This window comes from Erythrobacter ani (genome assembly GCF_019204025.1).
GTDB lineage: Bacteria > Pseudomonadota > Alphaproteobacteria > Sphingomonadales > Sphingomonadaceae > Erythrobacter > Erythrobacter ani.
This window is the reverse complement of the sequence record NZ_JAGSPB010000003.1, coordinates 72,649-90,177: the sequence shown is the minus strand read 5'-3', so window position 1 is coordinate 90,177 and position 17,529 is coordinate 72,649. Positions and strand designations below refer to the sequence as shown.

Sequence of the window (17,529 nt, the reverse complement as noted above, 5' to 3'; positions counted from 1 at the left end):
TGATGCTTACTCCGGGATGGATTTGAAATCTGTGATGGTAAGGCCGTAGCCTTCGATCGCGACGAGGTCGGGGCGGGAATTGGAAAGCAGGATCATGTCGTGCACGCCAAGATCGGCAAGGATCTGCGATCCGATCCCGATATTGCGTATCTCCTCGTCCTGGCTCCATTCCTTGGCTCCGATGCGGCTGGTCAGGATGACGATCACGCCTGAGCCATGGTCGCCAATTACGCTCATTGCGCGCTGCAAGGTCCGCTTACGAGGGCCGGGCTGGCCAAGGATGTCGTCAAAAACCGAAATGGGATGGACGCGGGCGAGGGTGGGTTCGTCCGGCGCGATATGCCCTTTCTGCAGGACGTAAGCCTGCGTGTTTTCGACCCGGTTGTTATACGTGATGAGGCGCCACTGACCGCCGTAATCGCTGTCGAACGTGCTTTCGTCGATACGCTCCACAAGATGATCGTTGCGCATGCGGTAGGCGATGAGATCGCGGATCGTGCCGATCTTCAGGTCATGCTTGCGGGCGAAGCTCACCAGATCGTCCAGACGCGCCATGGTGCCATCGTCGTTCATGATCTCGCAGATGACGCCGCTGGGGTTGAGTCCAGCGAGGCGCGAGATATCGACCGCAGCTTCCGTATGCCCTGCGCGGACGAGTGTGCCGCCATTGCGCGCCATCAGAGGGAAAACGTGTCCCGGCGTGACGATATCGTCCGCGCCCTTGGTCGCATCGATGGCGACGGAGACGGTGCGCGCACGGTCGGCGGCGGAAATCCCGGTGGTCACGCCTTCCTTCGCCTCGATCGAGATGGTGAAAGCGGTTTGCATGCTTTCCTTGTTGTTCCGGCTCATCGGTTCGAGACCGAGCTGGTCGACGCGCGCCTTGTCCAGCGCGAGGCAGATCAGGCCCCGCCCATGGGTCGCCATGAAATTGATCGCGGCAGGTGTCGCCATCTGACCCGGTATGATGAGGTCGCCTTCGTTTTCGCGGTCCTCATCATCGACGAGAATGTACATCCGTCCGTTCCGCGCTTCGTCTATGATCTCCTCGATGCCGACCAGAACGGGGCGTTCATCATTGGCGTCGAGGAATGCCTGAAGTTTCGCCAGGGTTTCGGCTGTCGGGTTCCACCCGTCTTCCGCCGCGTCTCGCAAAGTGTTGGCATGGAGCCCCGCCGCTCGGGCCAGGCCAGCCTTGGTAAACTCGCCCGATGTGACGAGATCGCGAACTCGTGTGATTATCGATGTGCTCATGGCCCAACCATATCACATCATAATGTGTTTGCAAGATGACTGTTCGCCTGTGTCGCCTTCATGGCAAGCGTTTGCTAGTGCGCCTTTTTCAATCGATCGAAGGTTCCATTTATGAAAACCCGCGCCGCTGTCGCTTTTGAAGCGAAGAAACCGCTCGAAATCGTCGAACTGGATCTGGAAGGACCGAAGGCGGGCGAGGTCTTGGTCGAGATCATGGCGACGGGGATTTGCCACACCGATGCCTACACGCTCGACGGGCTGGACAGCGAAGGGCTCTTCCCGAGCGTATTGGGCCATGAAGGCGCAGGCATCGTGCGTGAGATCGGTGAGGGGGTGACGAGCGTGATGCCCGGCGATCACGTCATCCCGCTCTACACGCCCGAGTGCCGCCAGTGCAAAATGTGTCTCTCTGGAAAGACCAATCTATGCAGCGCAATCCGCGCGACGCAGGGGCAAGGACTGATGCCCGACGGCACGTCGCGCTTCAGCTACAAGGGCGAGACGATCTACCACTACATGGGCTGTTCGACCTTTTCGAACTTCACCGTTCTGCCGGAAATTGCCGTCGCAAAAATCCGCACCGACGCTCCTTTCGAAAGCGCCTGTTACGTCGGATGCGGCGTCACGACCGGAGTGGGCGCAGTGACCAATACCGCCAAGGTCCAGCCAGGCGATAACGTCGTTGTGTTCGGGCTGGGCGGTATCGGCCTCAATGTCATTCAGGGCGCAAAGATGGCAGGCGCCGACCGGATTGTCGGCGTCGATATCAACCCCTCGAAACGCGAATGGGGGGAAAAGTTCGGCATGACCGACTTCGTCAATCCGAAGGAAACCTCGGATGTGGTCGCACATCTGGTCGAGATGCTTGATGGCGGCGCCGATTATTCATTCGATTGCACGGGCAATACCGATGTCATGCGGCAGGCACTGGAATGTTGTCACAAAGGCTGGGGCACATCGATCATCATTGGCGTGGCCGAGGCGGGCAAGGAAATCGCAACTCGCCCGTTCCAGCTCGTGACCGGGCGCAATTGGCGCGGCACGGCCTTCGGCGGAGCCAAGGGGCGGACCGATGTGCCCAAGATCGTCGACTGGTACATGAACGGCAAGATCGCGATCGACCCGATGATCACCCACACGCTTTCTCTCGAAGAGATCAATAAGGGTTTCGACCTGATGCATTCGGGCGAAAGCATCCGCTCCGTGGTGGTATATTGATGGGATCGACGCTTGAGACGGTTTCCGAGGTGCGCAGCCATGACGGCGTGCAGGGCGTGTACTCGCACGCCTCGAACGAAACCGGCACGCAGATGACATTCGCGGTATTTGTCCCGGATCACGCGCCGGGTGAGAAGCTGCCTGTGCTGTGGTATCTTTCGGGGCTTACCTGCACCCATGCCAATGTCATGGAGAAAGGCGAATACGGCGCTGCTTGCGCTCAGTACGGAATAGTCTTTGTCACGCCGGACACATCGCCGCGCGGCGATGATGTTCCCGATGCGCCCGACGAGTACGATTTTGGCAAAGGCGCAGGGTTCTACGTGGATGCGACCGAGCAGCCGTGGGCCGAACATTTCCGGATGCGCAGCTATATCGAAACCGAACTTCCTGGCCTTGTCGCCGCCAGCTTTCCAGTAGATCTACAACGGCAATCGATCACCGGTCATTCGATGGGCGGGCATGGAGCGCTTACCATAGGCCTAAGGAATCCCGGCCGGTTCAGATCGATCAGCGCATTCAGTCCGATTGTTGCGCCGAGCCAGGTGCCTTGGGGTGAGAAGGCATTTGGGCGCTATCTGGGTCCGGACCGCAGCCGGTGGCGCGATTATGATGCCGTGTCGCTGATTGAAGACGGCGCGCGGCACGACACGATCCTGATCGACCAAGGCACATCCGACAATTTCCTCAAAGAGCAATTGCAGACGCACAGTCTTGAGAAAGCCTTCGCAGATGCCGGGATCAACGGCATGGTGAGAATGCAGGACGGCTACGACCATTCATACTTCTTCATCTCGACATTCATGCCACAGCACATCACCTGGCACGCGCGGGAATTGAAGACGGATTGATCTCGACCCTAACTGACAACGCGAAGGAATGGTGGACGCACTAGGGTTCGAACCTAGGACCCGCTGATTAAGAGTCAGCTGCTCTACCAACTGAGCTATGCGTCCGTATCGATAGGCATCGATAGACTTGGAAACGGGTCGATCTGGCCGCACCCCGAATCAAGCAAGGGGCTGCATATAGCTACACTTTTCAGGATGAAAAGGGTTTATGCTGCATCGCGGCGAGCGATCTCATCGAGGTTTTCCCGCATTTCGCCAGTGAGGCTCAATCGCGATTGCAGGACATCGTGGAGGTCGCGTTCTATGACGATCATCTTCGATCGCTCCAACTCTGCCGCTGCTCTTAAGGCATGGGGCTGCGAAAGCTTTGTCACGAGATGTAGATGGCGTAAAGTCGTCTCGAGGCCTTCGTTCTCGCGCAGGCGAATGGCCTGTGCGATAGTGGCGGCGTGAGCTGCTGTCGCACTTTGCCCGCGAACCTCTACGTGGCGTGTGCCAAACACTTTCTTGCAAAGACGAGCGCTTTTTTTGCGGATGCGAAACACCACACTCTCCAACAGGTAGACGACGTAATAGAAATGTGCCTGGCGACAGGGGCCTTTGGGGGGTGAACCCCGCCGCCAGGTCTTTCACGTCCAACTTTGTCGAGGGGGAGGACCTTCGACGTGCGACCCGAACGTGGGCGCTCCGTAGAGCCACCATGCCTCGTTATGGGGGCTCCTTACGTTAAGGGAAAGTCGCCCAGTTGGGTGACGTCGTGTATTCTGCGCAGTCATTATGCAGCGCTATTTTGGCAAAATCGAAGAGCTTCAGGATATCGGAGAGGTGCTCTGGTACGGTGTCAGCGTATGCAAGGATTTGGGCGTCATTCGCCAAAGCTATCATTTCACACCGCTTTTTGAAGATCCGACCTCAGCGCGCACCGTGGTGCATGCCGATGGCTTCGATCCCGAATGGCTTAAGTGTTATGACGAATCGGACTTCCGCCAGAAGGACCCCATTCCCGGGAGGATCATGGGCCATGGCAGCATGATGACGTGGAAAGATGCCATGAAACTCGCGCCGAATACGCCGGAAAACGAAGAATATTTCGCGGCAATGAAACGGTTCGGCCTTGCGCATGGTTTCGGCGTGCCTCTGTTCGGCCCGCGCGGGCGCAGCGCCTATGCGTCGTTTGATTTCGGGCATCCGATCAGCGAAGAAAGCGATGCCACGCTCGGCACGATCCGAAGCGTGTCGCAAGCCGCACACCAGCGTGTATGTGTTCTACTGGATGAGCATCAGGGAACGGTCGATCTTTCGCAGCGGGAAAAAGAGGTGCTCGAATGGATCGTCAAGGGCAAGTCCGTCTCCGCGATCGCGGGTATCCTCGAACTGTCGCCCGACACTGTCAAAACCTATTCGAAGCGTATCTATGCGAAGCTCGAGACGACCGACCGCGTGGGTGCAGTGGTGAAAGCGCTCAAGCTCGGGCTCGTCAACGTGTAGCTATCCTGCCGAGCTCGCGATTCCGCCTCGCGGCGCATTGCGGTTCCAGCGGTTCACCATCATCAAGGCGCCGATGCAGATCATGTTCGTGAGCATCGACGATCCGCCGTGGCTCATGAAGGGCAGGGGGATGCCCACGACCGGGGCGAAGCCCATCACCATCAGCAGATTCACCGCGATGTAGAAGAATATCGTCGCGACCATACCGGAGGCGAGAAGATTGGAGAACCGATCGCGGGATTGGAGGGCGACCTTCCAACCCCAGCGCAGGATGATCGCGAACACGGCGATGACGAAGATGCCGCCCACCAGGCCCCATTCCTCCGCCATTGTCGCGAACACGAAATCGGTGTGCGGTTCGGGCAAGTATTGCAGATGGCTTTGCGAGCCATTGTTGAACCCTTTTCCGAAGATCCCGCCGGAGCCGATAGCTATCTTTGACTGGGTGATGTGGTAGCCTGCGCCAAGGGGATCGGCCTCCGGATCGAACATCGTCAGCACCCGGCGCTGCTGATATTCCTGCAGGCCAAAGAAGAACACGACGGGCGCGGCTGCCGCCGCGAGAGCTCCGGCCCCGACGAACCAGCGCAGAGGCAGTCCTGCCAGCAGCATGACCACGCCGCCTCCGAACGCGATTGCGAGCGAGGTTCCCAGATCGGGCTGCAACAGGACGAGGCCCACGGGAATGGCGATCATGGCTCCCGGCACGAGCAGGGAACGCCAGCTCGCTATCAACCCGACGGGAAGCGAGGAAAAGTAGAGCGCGAGCGCGATCACGATGACGGGCTTCATCAATTCGGACGGCTGAAGCACCATAAAGCCGAGGTCGAGCCATCGCTGACTCCCGCCGCCGACCTGCCCGATGATCTCAACCGCGATGAGCAGGATCAGGACAACGATATAGGCGGGATAGGTGAGAAACCTGACCAATTCGCGCGGCAGCGAGGCGATGATTGAAGCCATCACGAGAAAGACGCCAAATCGCACCAGGTGAGATGAGGCATAAGGCTGCATCGATCCGCCGGCTGCGGAATAGAGGACAGCCGCACCGAACCCGACGAGCAAAAACAGCGGGATCAGCATGCCCCACGGCTGCCGCGCTATCGGATCGGGAATGATCCGGTTCATTGCGCAGCCTCTGGCACTGGCGGAGGAGAACCCGACGCGGCGGGGTCGGGGCGCGGCGCGATTGCATCTCCGGCAATGGCTTCTGACTGCGCGGCGGCAAGCCGGGCTTCGGCCTCGACCTGGTCGAAGATGTCCTCATCGCGGCGCGGTGGCGGTGTGACCGTGGTTCCTCGCTCGGAAGCATAGGCGGCGTAGCGCTGATCGAGGCGCTGCTGCGCGGTTCCGCCCCATTGTTCCTCAAGTGCCTTGAGCGCTTCGATGCCCTTTTGCGGATCGAACATGAATGTCATGACATCGCGGGCGATCGGATAGGCCGCGCCAGAACCACCCCCATGCTCGATGACAACCGCACCGGCATAGCGCGGATTGTCGAACGGGGCGAAGAATGTGAACAAGCCGTGGTCGCGATACTTCCAAGGGCCGCTGCGACCATCGGACACCGAAAGCGACACGACCTGCGCCGTTCCGGTCTTGCCCGCCATCTTGATGTCCTCAAACGGCAATCGGCCACGTCCCGCAGTGCCTGGCCCGTTGACCACGTCGCTCATCGCCTGCCGAATATAGGAGACCTGATCGTCGGGGAAATCGACCTGGTTGAACCCGCGCGGTTCTGAATTCATCGTCAGTCTGGGTTCGACATGCCGTCCGGTGGCGAGCCTCGTGCTCATGACGGCGAGCTGCAGCGGGCTCGTGAGATAATATCCCTGCCCGATCGACGCGTTCACCGTATCATAAGGCTGCCATTCACTGCCGAATTTGTTCAGTTTCCATTCCGGGGTGGGAACAGTGCCGTAGAATTGGCTGGTGACCGGGAGCGGGAATTCCTGACCCAGCCCGAGATATTTGGCCATAGCCGCGACTTTGTCGAAGCCCACGCGCTGGGCAAAATGATAGAAATAGCTGTCGCAAGACTGGTAGATCGCCTTCCCCATGTTGACGACACCGTGATTGCTCCAACAGTTGAAGAAACGATTTCCGATCCGTCGGCCGCCGCCGCAGACTATCGTTTCTTCTGGGTCAATTCCTTCCTGGAGAAAGGCCATGCAATGCATAGGCTTGACCGTCGAGCCAGGGGGATAAAGCCCCTTCAGCACCTTGTTGCGCAGCGGGACGCGCTGGTCCTCGCGCAGCATCGCATATTCGACACTGCCAATACCGTCCGAAAAGCTGTTCGGATCGAAGCTCGGCATGGATGCCATGCACAGGAGGTCGCCGGTCTGGCAATCCATCACGACGACCGATCCGCTTTCCAGACCGATGCGCCGCGCAGCATAATCCTGGAGCGGGCCATCGATCGTCAGTTTGACCGGATTGCCCTGAATGTCCTCGCGCGTTTCGAGATCGCGGATAATCCGGCCCGATGCCGTAACCTCGACCCGGCGCGCACCGGGTGTGCCGCGCAAGGCCTGCTCGAATTGCTTTTCGAGACCGTCCTTCCCGATCTTGTAGCCGGGCGTGATCAGCAGCGGATTGCGGTCCAGCTCGTACTCTTCTTCCGACGCGGGGCCGACATATCCGATCAGATGACCGACGCTGGAGGCGGTGGGGTAGAACCGCGAAAAGCCGCGTTGGGGAACGACGCCCTGCATATCGGGCAGGCGGACGCTGAGTGCCGCGAACTGCTGGTAATCCAGGCCGCTCGCAACCTCGATCGGTGCGAAACCCCGAGCCTGCGCGACTTCCTGTTTGATGTCGGCGATCCGCGCTTCGTTCAGCTCAAGAAGCTTTCCAAGGCTATCGATCGTCGCCTCGGCGTCCATGAGTCTTTCAGGGATGACGTCGACGCGGAAATCGGCCCGGTTCGATGCCAGCGGAGCGCCGTTTCGATCTAGGATCCAACCGCGCCGCGGCGGGATCAGCGTCAGATTGACCCGATTGCTCTCGGATTCCAGACGGTATTTCTCGTTCTCGGCAATCGCGAGATAGCCCATGCGCACAGCAAGAAGCACGCCGATCCCGCCCTGGATAGTGCCAATGACCATGCTTCGCCGGTCGAATGTGTTTTTAAGTGTTGAGGCGTTGACGATCGGCCCGCGGCTTCTGACACCCCGTTTTTTTCCGCTGAAAAGCTTGGCCATCACTCCACCCTTCTGGCTCGTGCGAGCCTGTAGCGGTCAAGCCAGGCGATCACACGTGCGGCGAGGGGATAGAGCAGTATTGCCAATATGATCTGCGGGATCGCGGCAAAAAGCAGATGTGATGTGAGAGTAGCACCGGAAACCACCATAGCGGCCAGGATATACGCCACCAGCGCTAGACCTGCGGTGAACCAATCCTGCCAGAAGCCGCGCCACGGGAAGCGTGTTTCGATGATTTCAAGAGCTATCATGCATACCGACCATAGCAAAATCGCGCTACCGAAGGGTTGTCCGCTGAAAAGGTCGTCGAACGCGCCAAGCGGAACACCGACCCACAGCGGCAGGAAACCTGGTCGCATGATACGCCAGCCAAGCAGCATCATGAAGCCCAGCGGCGGCAGCAGCGGCATGGTCGGGGCGAGGATTAGTATCGGTACCAGCGATCCGAACAGGATGCTGATGTAAGGTACGGTGTTGGCCCGCCATGGCGCGACTGTGCGGTTGATCCCGCCGCTAAACCGGTTTGCACTTCGGAGTTGCGGTGAGCCGAGGGCGTCTTTCAATTTGCGTTCTCTGCATCTTCGAGCGTGGTTTCGCTGGAAACCAGTGCGGCGTCGAGTGCTCTTTCTTCGTATATCGGCTCAATCGAAACAAAATCGGTTGCCGAAGGATCGGCGACCAGGCGAGCAATTCCGCCGTCGGGCGTGAGCTCGCTCAGGACGGCAACTGCGACGCCGGGCCGGTAGAATCCGCCCGCACCGCTGGTTACGAACACATCGCCGATTTGCAAGGGGTTGAGGCCGAGATTGATGAGGCGGATGCGCAGCAGACCATCGCCGCGTCCCTCTGCGAACGCCACCGTTTCGTCGGTCGAACGGCGCACGGGAAGGACACTTTCCGTATCCGTCAGCAGGAGGATACGGGCGGAGTTGCGCGCGACCTCCAGGACCCGGCCGACCACCCCTCGCGGGGATCGGACCGGCATACCGATCTCGATGCCGTCGTTCCGGCCTTTCCCGACATATGCGAAACGTCTGCTGCTGGTGGAGGTCGAGCCGATCAGGCGCGCCACGGCCACCGGCTCGATCTCGCTTTCCGAAAGTGCCACGAGCGATTTCAAACGTTCATTCTCTTGCGCGACCGATGCAGCCTCTTCCAGCCGTATGCGCGCAATCTCGACTTCTTCGCGCAGGGCCGCGTTCTGACGGCCGGCATACCAGAATGCCGAGACCGTCTGCCATACGCCGTTCGATGTACTGCGCACAGTTGCCGTGCCCTCTCCGATGGGCGCGACCACGTCATTTGCGCCGCCTCTCAGCGGGGCGAGGGCAGGGGGCTGCCAGAGCGACAGGGCCAGCAGCGCAAGTCCGAGCAAGGCGCCAAGCGCCGCGAGCACATAGCCTGTGAAAACCGAGTACTGGGCTCTTTTCGAAAATCCCGATGATCGGCGCGATGAAGGCGGCGCCATACCCGCATTTCCCTTCTTCTAGCTCGCCGGGCGCAGCCGGGCGGCAGCGACTATGCGCTCATCAATACGCCGCGATAGATCGGATCTTCCATGGCACGACCGGTTCCGATGGCGACGCAGGTCAGCGGATCCTCGGCAATCGAGACCGGCAGACCCGTCTCTTCGCGCAGGTGCTCGTCCAGCCGGCGGATTAGCGCGCCGCCGCCTGTCAGGACGATCCCCTGGTCGACAATATCGGCAGCAAGTTCGGGCGCGGTGTTTTCGAGCGCGATGCGGACACCTTCGACGATGGCACCGATAGGTTCGTTCAGCGCTTCGGCGACGTGCGCCTGATTGATCGTGATTTCTTTCGGCACGCCATTCACGAGGTCGCGACCCTTGAGCGTGATCGTCTCGCCAACGCCATCTTCGGGGACCATTGCGATCCCATAATCTTTCTTGATCCGTTCGGCGGTGGCATCGCCGATCAGCAGGTTGTGGTGGCGGCGGACATAGGAGACGATCGCCTCGTCCATCTTGTCACCCCCTGTACGGACCGAGGTCGTATATGCGAGACCGCGCAGCGATAGCACGGCCACTTCGGTGGTGCCGCCGCCAATATCGACCACCATGCTTCCCACTGGTTCCGTCACCGGCATGTCGGCACCGATAGCCGCGGCCATCGGCTCCAGGATCAGGTGGACTTCGGATGCGCCGGCGTTGGAGGCGGCATCGCGGATTGCGCGTTTTTCGACCGAGGTCGAGCCCGAAGGAACACAGATCACGATCTCCGGATACCGAAACAGGTTCCGCTTGCCGTGCACCTTGCGGATGAAGTGCTTGATCATCTCTTCGGCGATTTCGATGTCGGCGATCACACCGTCGCGCAGGGGACGGATCGCTTCGATCGTGTCCGGCGTCTTGCCCATCATCATCTTGGCGTCGTCGCCAACGGCTTTCACCCGCTTGATCCCGTTGATCGTTTCGATCGCGACCACGGATGGCTCATTCAGGATGATCCCCTGATCCTGCACATAAACCAACGTGTTGGCTGTCCCGAGATCGATCGCCATGTTTTGCGATCCAAATTTGAAGAGATTTGCGAAGAAGCTCATTATATCGTTTTTTCCATGGATATCGGGCCGCTCAATCGCGATCCCCCTGCAATAAACCAAACCCCACAAGGCATGACCAGTTCCGCCTAGCGAATACGTTCATAAAACGCCAAAATAATTGTTGACGGGCGCACGAAATATGCCCGGTTACCCTCGAATTTGCGGTGCATGAAGGCTAGTCTGCGACAAATGCCCGAAATTCGCCGCCTTCCTGACGATCTCGTCAACCGTATTGCCGCGGGTGAAGTCGTCGAGCGCCCGGCTTCCGCGCTCAAAGAGCTGGTTGAAAACGCGATCGACGCCGGCGCCGGGCGAATCGCGATCGCGCTGACCGATGGCGGGCTGACACGGTTCGAGGTGACCGACGACGGATGCGGGATGGACCGCAATGACATGGCACTAGCGCTGGAACGGCATGCGACGTCCAAGCTTCCCGATGGCCAGATCGAGCTGGTCGAGACGCTGGGCTTTCGCGGAGAGGCGCTGCCGTCGATTGCAAGCGTCGCGCGGATTACCATCGAAAGCAGGGTTCGCGGGGCCGCAGATGGCTGGCGGATGATCCTGGACCATGGCGAGATGATCGATCAAGGTCCGGCGGCGATGCCTCCGGGAACTCGGATCCGGGTCGAAAACCTGTTTGCAAAAGTACCCGCGCGGCGAAAATTCCTGCGCACGCCGAGAAGCGAGTACATCGCATGTCTCGATATCGTCCGGCGACTTGCCATGGCCCGTCCCGAGATCGCATTCACGCTGGAAAACGGTGCCGAGGGCAAGACACGCAAGGCGCTGTCGACCCAGGCGGACGAGCCGCTTTCCACGCGCGTCGCACAAATTGTCGCCCGCGAGTTGAAAGACAATTCGGTCGCGATCGAACTTTGCCGCGAAACACAGTACGGGATCATGCGTCTCACAGGGATCGCAGGCCTGCCAACGTACAATCGCGGTGTTGCCGATCATCAATATCTGTTCGTGAACGGACGCCCGGTAAAGGACCGCTTGCTGACAGGTGCCGTGCGCGGAGCCTATTCCGACATGCTGGCGCGCGACCGCCATGCCGTGCTCGCGCTGTTCCTGGATCTGCCGCCGCAGGATGTCGATGTGAACGTGCACCCTGCCAAGACCGAAGTGCGGTTTCGCGACGCAACCGGCGTACGCGGATTTATCGTATCGGGCCTTAGGCAAGCGCTCGCGACCGGAGATCGGCGCAGCGCGCAGGGACCGGATCGGGCCGCGATGGAACGCTGGCAACAGGAGCCCACACGGTCCGAACCAGAGCCCGCTTTACGGTCGATTTTCGAGGGGCGCGATTGGTCATCCTCCGCGCAGCCATCGCGGGTCAGCGAGAGACGTCCGGACTGGGTTTCCCAAGCTCCCGACGCGCTGCCGTCCGGTAGAGCGGAAGAGGCGGTCCCTCTCGCGGACCATGCGGAGCAATACCCGCTCGGGATCGCGAGGGGGCAGGTCGCGAACACCTATATCGTCGCCGAGAGCGCAGACGGACTTGTCCTGGTCGATCAGCATGCGGCGCACGAAAGACTCGTGCTCGAACGATTGCGGGCTGCCGGGGCTGCCGACGGTACGAAGCGTTCGCAGGCGCTGCTGGTACCGGATGTGGTGGAACTGGACGAAGCCGATTGTGACCGGCTCGAAGATGCCGCCGGTGGTCTCGCCCGATACGGGCTGAGTATCGAGCGCTTTGGACCGAGCGCAATGCTCGTGCGGGCGCTGCCTTCGGTCATCGCGAAGACGGACAGCGCAAAACTGCTACAAGACCTTGCAGACGACATCGCCAAGCATGGGAAGAACGAAGACAGCGGATCGCTTCTGCTCGCCGAAAGGCTCGAATATGTACTCGCAACCATGGCTTGCCATGGGTCGGTGCGGGCAGGGCGGGTACTGAGCGTGGCGGAGATGAACGCGTTGCTGCGCGAAATGGAAGCGACCCCGCGATCCGGGCAATGCAATCATGGCCGCCCGACATGGGTGAAGCTGAGCATGGAAGACGTTGAAAAACTGTTCGGGCGGCATTGAGGGTGTGCTGTCGTTCTGTGTGATAATGCTGGTGCAAGTCGCTCAAATTGAATAAGGTTTTTCCGCGTTTTCTCGCTGAGCTGGCCGCTTGCGAAGATGGCCAAAAAGGAGGTGGAATGATCCGAATTCTCCCTGCGCCACTGCTGAAGTCTCTGCCGATCGTGCTGCCATTATTGGCTATCGCTGCTGCGAGGATTGCGACTTATTCCTCGTGGGCAATCGCTCATCCGAATGTTGCCGCGGCGCTTTACGCGTGGGTCGTGGCCGATGCATTGTTCCTGGGCCTGCTCGCGAAGTCGCCGGATCACAAGCCTGACCTTTTTCAGTTTGTCGGGGTACTTTCGCTCGCGTGCGCGGTTATCGTGATCGGTGCATCGGAGCCGCTGCGCGATGTGTATTTCAGTTTGCCTCACATATTGTTTGCGGCAGCTGCTACGGCTGCTTTGTTCACAGTTTGGAGCTCGGCGCGCGTGATCACAGGCTGGAAAAGCACGGGATCGCTTGTTGCAGGTTTCGAGCAGGTGTTGCCGGCGAAGCTGGTCAGCTTTGCGGCGACCGAATGCCGGACCCTGTGGCTTGGCCTTTTCAGGTGGCGTGCGCCGGTTGATGTTCCGCCGGGTGCGCGTGCGTTTGCCTACCACACCTATCTTACGCCGATGATCGCCACGTTCCTCGCGCTTCAGGTGATCGAGCTTGGTGTGGTCCACCTGTTGCTGATGCTGTGGAATCCGACCGTCGCCTGGGTGATGTTCGCACTGAGTGGGTGGGGACTGATCTGGACAATCGCACTGCTCAAGAGCTTCCGGATCAATCCTGTCCTCCTCACCAAGGACCGTATTCGTGTGCGCAGCGGAATGATCTACGACTTCGAGGTGCCGATTGATCAGGTGGTCGCTGATGGCAAGGCGTTCATGGCCGATGACCTCGAGCGCAAGGAAATCCTGAACCTTGCGATCATGTCATCGCCGAATGTCAGCCTCCGGTTTTCTGAAGCTGTCACGATCCGGACCTTTGCAGGCGGGCACCGGCAGATTTTCGGGGTAGCGTTGAGGCTCGATGAGAGCGCGGCATTCATGTCCGAGCTTGATCGGGTTTGGTCGAACCAGGCCGACGCGTAAAAAGCTTTGCCGAAAAGACAGGGCGGACATCCCGCACACGCCCGGAAGCTGTGCGCGGGATGTCCCGAGAAACCCTACGCTGCCCGGAATTCGGGTACGCCTGCATCGCTGTCGAGATCGGGAATGATGCGATATCTGGCTAGGATGAAGCTGAACAGACCGAACAACAACAGGCCGACGGCGGTCACCGTGAACAGCCAGCCTGTGCCGGCCAGCGATGCCACTGCACCGCCCAGCGTTTTGACATTGTCTGCGCCGCTCGAAAGGAAACCGGTTTGGACGAGCGACCAGCCGATCACCGCATAGACAACGGCTCTGGCCGCAAAACCAGCACCGCCGAGCATCCGAGTGAAACCTGGAGCGGACGCGCTGATCCGGTTCATGAAGTCGCCGCTGACTGCCTTTTTGGCCTGGGCCACGGCGGCGATGAAGAAAGCAAGGCCGAGTATGCCTATGACAGCACCGCCAAATTCGACCGACAGGACGCCGGCCGCTGCCTGCGAGGCACCGCTGCCTCCGCCCGAACCGCCTGACCCGGTCGCAAACTGATACGCGGTCCAGGCAAGGACGAGATGGGCAATGCCGCTACCAGCGTGGCCGATCCGTTTGCCCCATCCCTTGGTATCGGAGCCATTGTTCTCGATATCGAATAACGGCGAGGCGAACCGGAAGAGGGCGTAGGCGAACAGACCCACCACGAGGATCCACAGCAGCGCCGTTCCTCCAGGCAGGTTCTCGACAGCCTTGAAAATACCGTCGGTACCTTCGCTGATCTCACCAGCGCTGGTCAGCGCGATGTAGCCAAGGACGGTGTAGAGCACCGCCCGGCTGAAATAGCCGACGCGAACCAGCCAATTGAATTTCTCAGATTTATCCACCACGTGACTTCCCCAATGAGTGTTTGAAAACTCAACGGAAAGAATGGTCGACCGGTTCCGAGATAATCACACGTTGAATTTGAAAAGCATGACATCGCCATCCTTGACGGTGTAATCCTTGCCCTCCTGACGCAGTTTTCCGGCATCGCGCGCCGGTGCTTCGCCGCCCAGTCCGACGTAATCTTCATAGGCGATGGTCTCTGCGCGGATGAAGCCCTTTTCGAAATCACTGTGGATTTCGCCCGCCGCCTGCGGAGCTTTCGCACCGTCGGGAAACGTCCATGCGCGGGACTCTTTCGGTCCTGCGGTGAAGAAAGTCTTGAGGCCCAGCAGAGTGTATCCAGCGCGGATAACGCGGGCGAGGCCGCTTTCCTCCAGACCCAGCTCGGCCAGATATTCGGCGCGGTCTTCCAACGGCATTTCCACAAGTTCCGCTTCGATCGCTGCCGAAACGACCACAGCCTGCGCGCCCTCCGCCTCTGCCTTGGCAAATACCTTGGCCGACAGATCGTTGCCGTTGGCTGCGTCCTCTTCGGCGACGTTGCAGACATACAGAACCGGCTTTGCGGTAAGGAGCTGCGCCTGCTCGAACAGCCGTGCCTCCTCGTCATCCTTCGGTTCGGTCAGCCGCGCTGGCTTGCCATCTTTAAGCAGTTCCAAGGCCTGACCCAGCACGCTGGCCAGAGCCTTGGCCTCCTTGTCGCCAGCATTGCCGCGCTTTTGTGCATTGGGAACACGCTTTTCCAGACTTTCGAGATCGGCAAGCATCAGCTCGGTTTCGACCACTTCGGCATCGGCAATTGGATCGACGTGATTGGAAACGTGCTGAATGTCGTCGTCTTCGAAACAGCGAAGGACGTGAACGATCGCGTCGACCTCGCGGATGTTTCCGAGGAACTGGTTGCCAAGACCTTCGCCCGCGCTCGCACCCTTCACGAGGCCTGCAATATCGACAAAACCAAGCTGGGTCGCGATCACTTTCGCACTCTTCGCGATGGCGGCAATCTTGTCGAGCCGCTCATCCGGAACCGCGACCTGGCCGACATTCGGCTCGATCGTGCAGAACGGATAGTTCGCAGCCTGCGCGGCCTGCGTTTCGGTAAGTGCATTGAAAAGGGTGGACTTGCCAACATTGGGCAGGCCCACGATCCCGCAACGGAAACCCATGGGAAGCTCTTTCTAATCGTATGAAAGACGCGCCGATAGCGCCGTGCGCGTCGTTTGACCAGTATGATCCGCCGCTGACGCTACCCGCTGTGAACCGCATTGACCCACGGGCCGAAGGGCGATTGGCCGAGCCAGTCCACCTGAACCTTCGCGGTCAGTTCGTTGATCGGCAGCTGGGGTTTCGATCCAGGATGGACCGCGCGGCGCAGCGGGCGAGTGCCTGCAGGCATCGCGATCACTTCCGCCATGGCGCGCGGCACGTCCATCGGATCGGTCGAGCCTCCGCCTGTACGTTTGCCAAGCTGGTTGACGAGGGCAGGGTAGCCCGATGTGTGCGTACCGTCGGAACGTTCCAGCAGAGCCACACTGTTTTCGTTGGCGTTCTTCCAGATCATCGTGGGGTATCCACCCGGCTCAATCACGGTGACCTCGATGCCGTGTGGCACGAGCTCATACGCAAGGCCTTCGCTCAGCGCCTCGAGCGCGAACTTGGTCGGCGAATACATGCCGTAAGATGGCGCGATGACGCGGCCCAGCTGCGACGACACATTGATGATCAGACCGCTCTTTGCCTCCCGCATTCCGGGCAGAACCGCACGGATCATGCGCTGGGGACCGAACACGTTGGTGTCGAACGTGTGGAGCGTCGCTGCCATATCCTGAATCTCAAGCGGACCGCCATACGAAATGCCGGCATTGTTGATCAGCACATCGATCGGTCCGCCATTCGCGGCTATCGCCTGCTTCACGCCCTGTTCTACCTGAGTGTCCGACATGACGTCGATCTCGATCACCTGCAGATCCAGGTTTTCGTTGAGGGCAAGGGCGCTGAGTTCTTCGGCTTCGGGGCGCGGGAGATTGCGCATTGTTGCAAAAACCTTGGCGCCCTGCCGGGCAAAATGTTCGGCAGCGAGCCGACCGAAACCCGTCGAACACCCTGTGATGAGGACGCTCTTGCCTGAAAGGTCCGGCGTTGCGGCGAAGACGTCCTGCGTGGTGACGGTGGCCGCCGCGGCGAGCGCGCCGGTGGCGGCGGCTCCGGCAAGAAGGGAGCGGCGATTGATGGCGGTCATGGCTTTCTCCGAATTGATGTCGAGATCTTAGCCGTCTTGCAGCCGCAGCGCCACTTCGCTCATGAAGCGCGGATTATCCCCTTTGGCAAGCCATTCGGCCTCGGCCCCAATCGCGCCGAGCATCTGGATCAGATCATCCTGTTCAGCCTTGGAATAATTGCCGAGGACATGGCCTGTGACGCGGTCCTTGTGGCCGGGATGTCCGATGCCGATGCGCACGCGCCGAAAATCGGGGCCGAGATGCTGGTCGATCGAGCGCAGGCCATTGTGCCCGGCATGTCCGCCGCCTTCCTTAACCTTGACCTTGAACGGAGCGAGGTCGAGTTCGTCATGTAGCACCGTAAGCGCTTCGGTGCCGAGCTTGTAGAAGCGGAGCGCTTCACTCACGCTGCGGCCGCTCTCGTTCATGAAGGTGGCGGGTTTCAGCAGCAGGACTTTTTCGCTGCCGATGCGGCCTTCCTGAACCCAGCCCTGAAATTTCTTCTGCACCGGGCCAAATCCGTGCATTTCGGCAATCACGTCACACGCCATGAAACCGATATTGTGTCGGTGCATCGCGTATCGCGGTCCCGGATTTCCTAAGCCAGTCCAGATTTGCATGGGGTGGCAGATAGCGCACTGATCGGATGGGGCAATGTTTGAGTCGTGGTTTTTGCCCTCATACGCCGGGCGCGGGCATCTTG

The 17,529-nt window shown here is 59.9% G+C and carries 16 protein-coding genes and 1 tRNA gene; 5 read left to right on the top strand and 12 right to left on the bottom strand.

Annotated elements, in window-relative coordinates:
- Positions 1-6: 6 nt before the first annotated feature.
- Positions 7-1,254, bottom strand: coding sequence for a 3,4-dihydroxy-2-butanone-4-phosphate synthase (gene ribB / locus KCG45_RS13170; protein ID WP_218317773.1), 1,248 nt, complete (start codon positions 1,252-1,254; stop codon positions 7-9).
- Positions 1,255-1,365: 111 nt separating this feature from the next.
- On the opposite strand from ribB, the gene KCG45_RS13165 reads away from it, so the two are divergent.
- Positions 1,366-2,472 carry an S-(hydroxymethyl)glutathione dehydrogenase/class III alcohol dehydrogenase gene (locus KCG45_RS13165; protein WP_218317772.1) on the top strand — a complete coding sequence of 369 codons (1,107 nt, stop codon included), beginning with the start codon at positions 1,366-1,368 and terminating at the stop codon, positions 2,470-2,472.
- Entirely contained in the window at positions 2,472-3,323 is an 852-nt protein-coding gene (fghA, locus tag KCG45_RS13160; RefSeq protein WP_218317771.1) for an S-formylglutathione hydrolase, read from the top strand. Before KCG45_RS13165 ends, fghA begins: the two co-directional genes overlap by 1 nt.
- A gap of 29 nt (positions 3,324-3,352) precedes the next feature.
- Here fghA and KCG45_RS13155 read toward each other — a convergent pair.
- Together KCG45_RS13155 and KCG45_RS13150 are read right to left on the bottom strand one after the other, a co-directional pair.
- Positions 3,353-3,428: transfer RNA gene (locus KCG45_RS13155), tRNA-Lys, on the bottom strand.
- A 101-nt stretch (positions 3,429-3,529) separates the two neighbouring features.
- Positions 3,530-3,868 carry a hypothetical protein gene (locus KCG45_RS13150; protein ID WP_218317770.1) on the bottom strand — a complete coding sequence of 113 codons (339 nt, stop codon included), beginning with the start codon at positions 3,866-3,868 and terminating at the stop codon, positions 3,530-3,532.
- A 232-nt stretch (positions 3,869-4,100) separates the two neighbouring features.
- On the opposite strand from KCG45_RS13150, the gene KCG45_RS13145 reads away from it, so the two are divergent.
- The gene (locus KCG45_RS13145; RefSeq protein ID WP_218317769.1) at positions 4,101-4,811 is read left to right on the top strand and encodes a helix-turn-helix transcriptional regulator; all 711 of its coding nucleotides are present in this window, start codon (positions 4,101-4,103) and stop codon (positions 4,809-4,811) included.
- On the opposite strand, the gene rodA is transcribed toward KCG45_RS13145, so the two are convergent.
- The 5 genes from rodA to KCG45_RS13120 are packed head-to-tail and all read right to left on the bottom strand — an operon-like array spanning position 4,812 to position 10,579.
- Positions 4,812-5,939: a rod shape-determining protein RodA gene (gene rodA, locus KCG45_RS13140; protein WP_218317768.1), complete on the bottom strand. Its 1,128-nt coding sequence runs from the start codon at positions 5,937-5,939 to the stop codon at positions 4,812-4,814.
- On the bottom strand, positions 5,936-8,017 hold the full coding sequence (mrdA, locus tag KCG45_RS13135) for a penicillin-binding protein 2 (RefSeq protein WP_218317767.1): 2,082 nt from the start codon (positions 8,015-8,017) through the stop codon (positions 5,936-5,938). Before mrdA ends, rodA begins: the two co-directional genes overlap by 4 nt.
- Positions 8,017-8,580 (bottom strand): rod shape-determining protein MreD, encoded by a 564-nt coding sequence (mreD, locus tag KCG45_RS13130; protein ID WP_218317766.1) that lies wholly within the window; start codon positions 8,578-8,580, stop codon positions 8,017-8,019. The genes mrdA and mreD overlap by 1 nt, the downstream gene beginning before the upstream one ends.
- The gene (locus KCG45_RS13125) at positions 8,577-9,485 is read right to left on the bottom strand and encodes a rod shape-determining protein MreC (protein WP_218317765.1); all 909 of its coding nucleotides are present in this window, start codon (positions 9,483-9,485) and stop codon (positions 8,577-8,579) included. The genes mreD and KCG45_RS13125 overlap by 4 nt, the downstream gene beginning before the upstream one ends.
- A 50-nt stretch (positions 9,486-9,535) precedes the next feature.
- Positions 9,536-10,579: a rod shape-determining protein gene (locus KCG45_RS13120; RefSeq protein WP_218317764.1), complete on the bottom strand. Its 1,044-nt coding sequence runs from the start codon at positions 10,577-10,579 to the stop codon at positions 9,536-9,538.
- A gap of 189 nt (positions 10,580-10,768) precedes the next feature.
- Here KCG45_RS13120 and mutL point away from each other — a divergent pair, with 189 nt between their 5' ends.
- The gene (gene mutL, locus KCG45_RS13115; RefSeq protein WP_218317763.1) at positions 10,769-12,610 is read left to right on the top strand and encodes a DNA mismatch repair endonuclease MutL; all 1,842 of its coding nucleotides are present in this window, start codon (positions 10,769-10,771) and stop codon (positions 12,608-12,610) included.
- A 116-nt stretch (positions 12,611-12,726) separates the two neighbouring features.
- Positions 12,727-13,728 carry a hypothetical protein gene (locus tag KCG45_RS13110; RefSeq protein ID WP_218317762.1) on the top strand — a complete coding sequence of 334 codons (1,002 nt, stop codon included), beginning with the start codon at positions 12,727-12,729 and terminating at the stop codon, positions 13,726-13,728.
- Between the two features lie 74 nt (positions 13,729-13,802).
- Here KCG45_RS13110 and KCG45_RS13105 read toward each other — a convergent pair whose 3' ends face one another.
- The 4 genes from KCG45_RS13105 to pth form a co-directional block, all read right to left on the bottom strand.
- A complete protein-coding gene (locus KCG45_RS13105) occupies positions 13,803-14,609 on the bottom strand; it encodes a DUF1206 domain-containing protein (protein ID WP_218317761.1) in 807 nt (268 codons plus the stop codon).
- A gap of 63 nt (positions 14,610-14,672) precedes the next feature.
- A complete protein-coding gene (ychF, locus tag KCG45_RS13100; RefSeq protein WP_218317760.1) occupies positions 14,673-15,773 on the bottom strand; it encodes a redox-regulated ATPase YchF in 1,101 nt (366 codons plus the stop codon).
- An 80-nt stretch (positions 15,774-15,853) separates the two neighbouring features.
- Entirely contained in the window at positions 15,854-16,846 is a 993-nt protein-coding gene (locus KCG45_RS13095) for an SDR family oxidoreductase (protein ID WP_218317759.1), read from the bottom strand.
- A 27-nt stretch (positions 16,847-16,873) separates the two neighbouring features.
- Entirely contained in the window at positions 16,874-17,446 is a 573-nt protein-coding gene (gene pth / locus KCG45_RS13090) for an aminoacyl-tRNA hydrolase (RefSeq protein WP_218317758.1), read from the bottom strand.
- Positions 17,447-17,529: the final 83 nt, after the last annotated feature.

Coding starts and splice junctions, on each gene's coding strand:
- ribB (WP_218317773.1), bottom strand. CDS start 1,254: ATGAGCACATCGATAATCACACGAGTTCGCGATCTCGTCACATCGGGC.
- KCG45_RS13165 (WP_218317772.1), top strand. CDS start 1,366: ATGAAAACCCGCGCCGCTGTCGCTTTTGAAGCGAAGAAACCGCTCGAA.
- fghA (WP_218317771.1), top strand. CDS start 2,472: ATGGGATCGACGCTTGAGACGGTTTCCGAGGTGCGCAGCCATGACGGC.
- KCG45_RS13145 (WP_218317769.1), top strand. CDS start 4,101: ATGCAGCGCTATTTTGGCAAAATCGAAGAGCTTCAGGATATCGGAGAG.
- rodA (WP_218317768.1), bottom strand. CDS start 5,939: ATGAACCGGATCATTCCCGATCCGATAGCGCGGCAGCCGTGGGGCATG.
- mrdA (WP_218317767.1), bottom strand. CDS start 8,017: ATGGCCAAGCTTTTCAGCGGAAAAAAACGGGGTGTCAGAAGCCGCGGG.
- KCG45_RS13125 (WP_218317765.1), bottom strand. CDS start 9,485: ATGGCGCCGCCTTCATCGCGCCGATCATCGGGATTTTCGAAAAGAGCC.
- KCG45_RS13120 (WP_218317764.1), bottom strand. CDS start 10,579: ATGAGCTTCTTCGCAAATCTCTTCAAATTTGGATCGCAAAACATGGCG.
- mutL (WP_218317763.1), top strand. CDS start 10,769: ATGCCCGAAATTCGCCGCCTTCCTGACGATCTCGTCAACCGTATTGCC.
- KCG45_RS13110 (WP_218317762.1), top strand. CDS start 12,727: ATGATCCGAATTCTCCCTGCGCCACTGCTGAAGTCTCTGCCGATCGTG.
- ychF (WP_218317760.1), bottom strand. CDS start 15,773: ATGGGTTTCCGTTGCGGGATCGTGGGCCTGCCCAATGTTGGCAAGTCC.
- KCG45_RS13095 (WP_218317759.1), bottom strand. CDS start 16,846: ATGACCGCCATCAATCGCCGCTCCCTTCTTGCCGGAGCCGCCGCCACC.
- pth (WP_218317758.1), bottom strand. CDS start 17,446: ATGCAAATCTGGACTGGCTTAGGAAATCCGGGACCGCGATACGCGATG.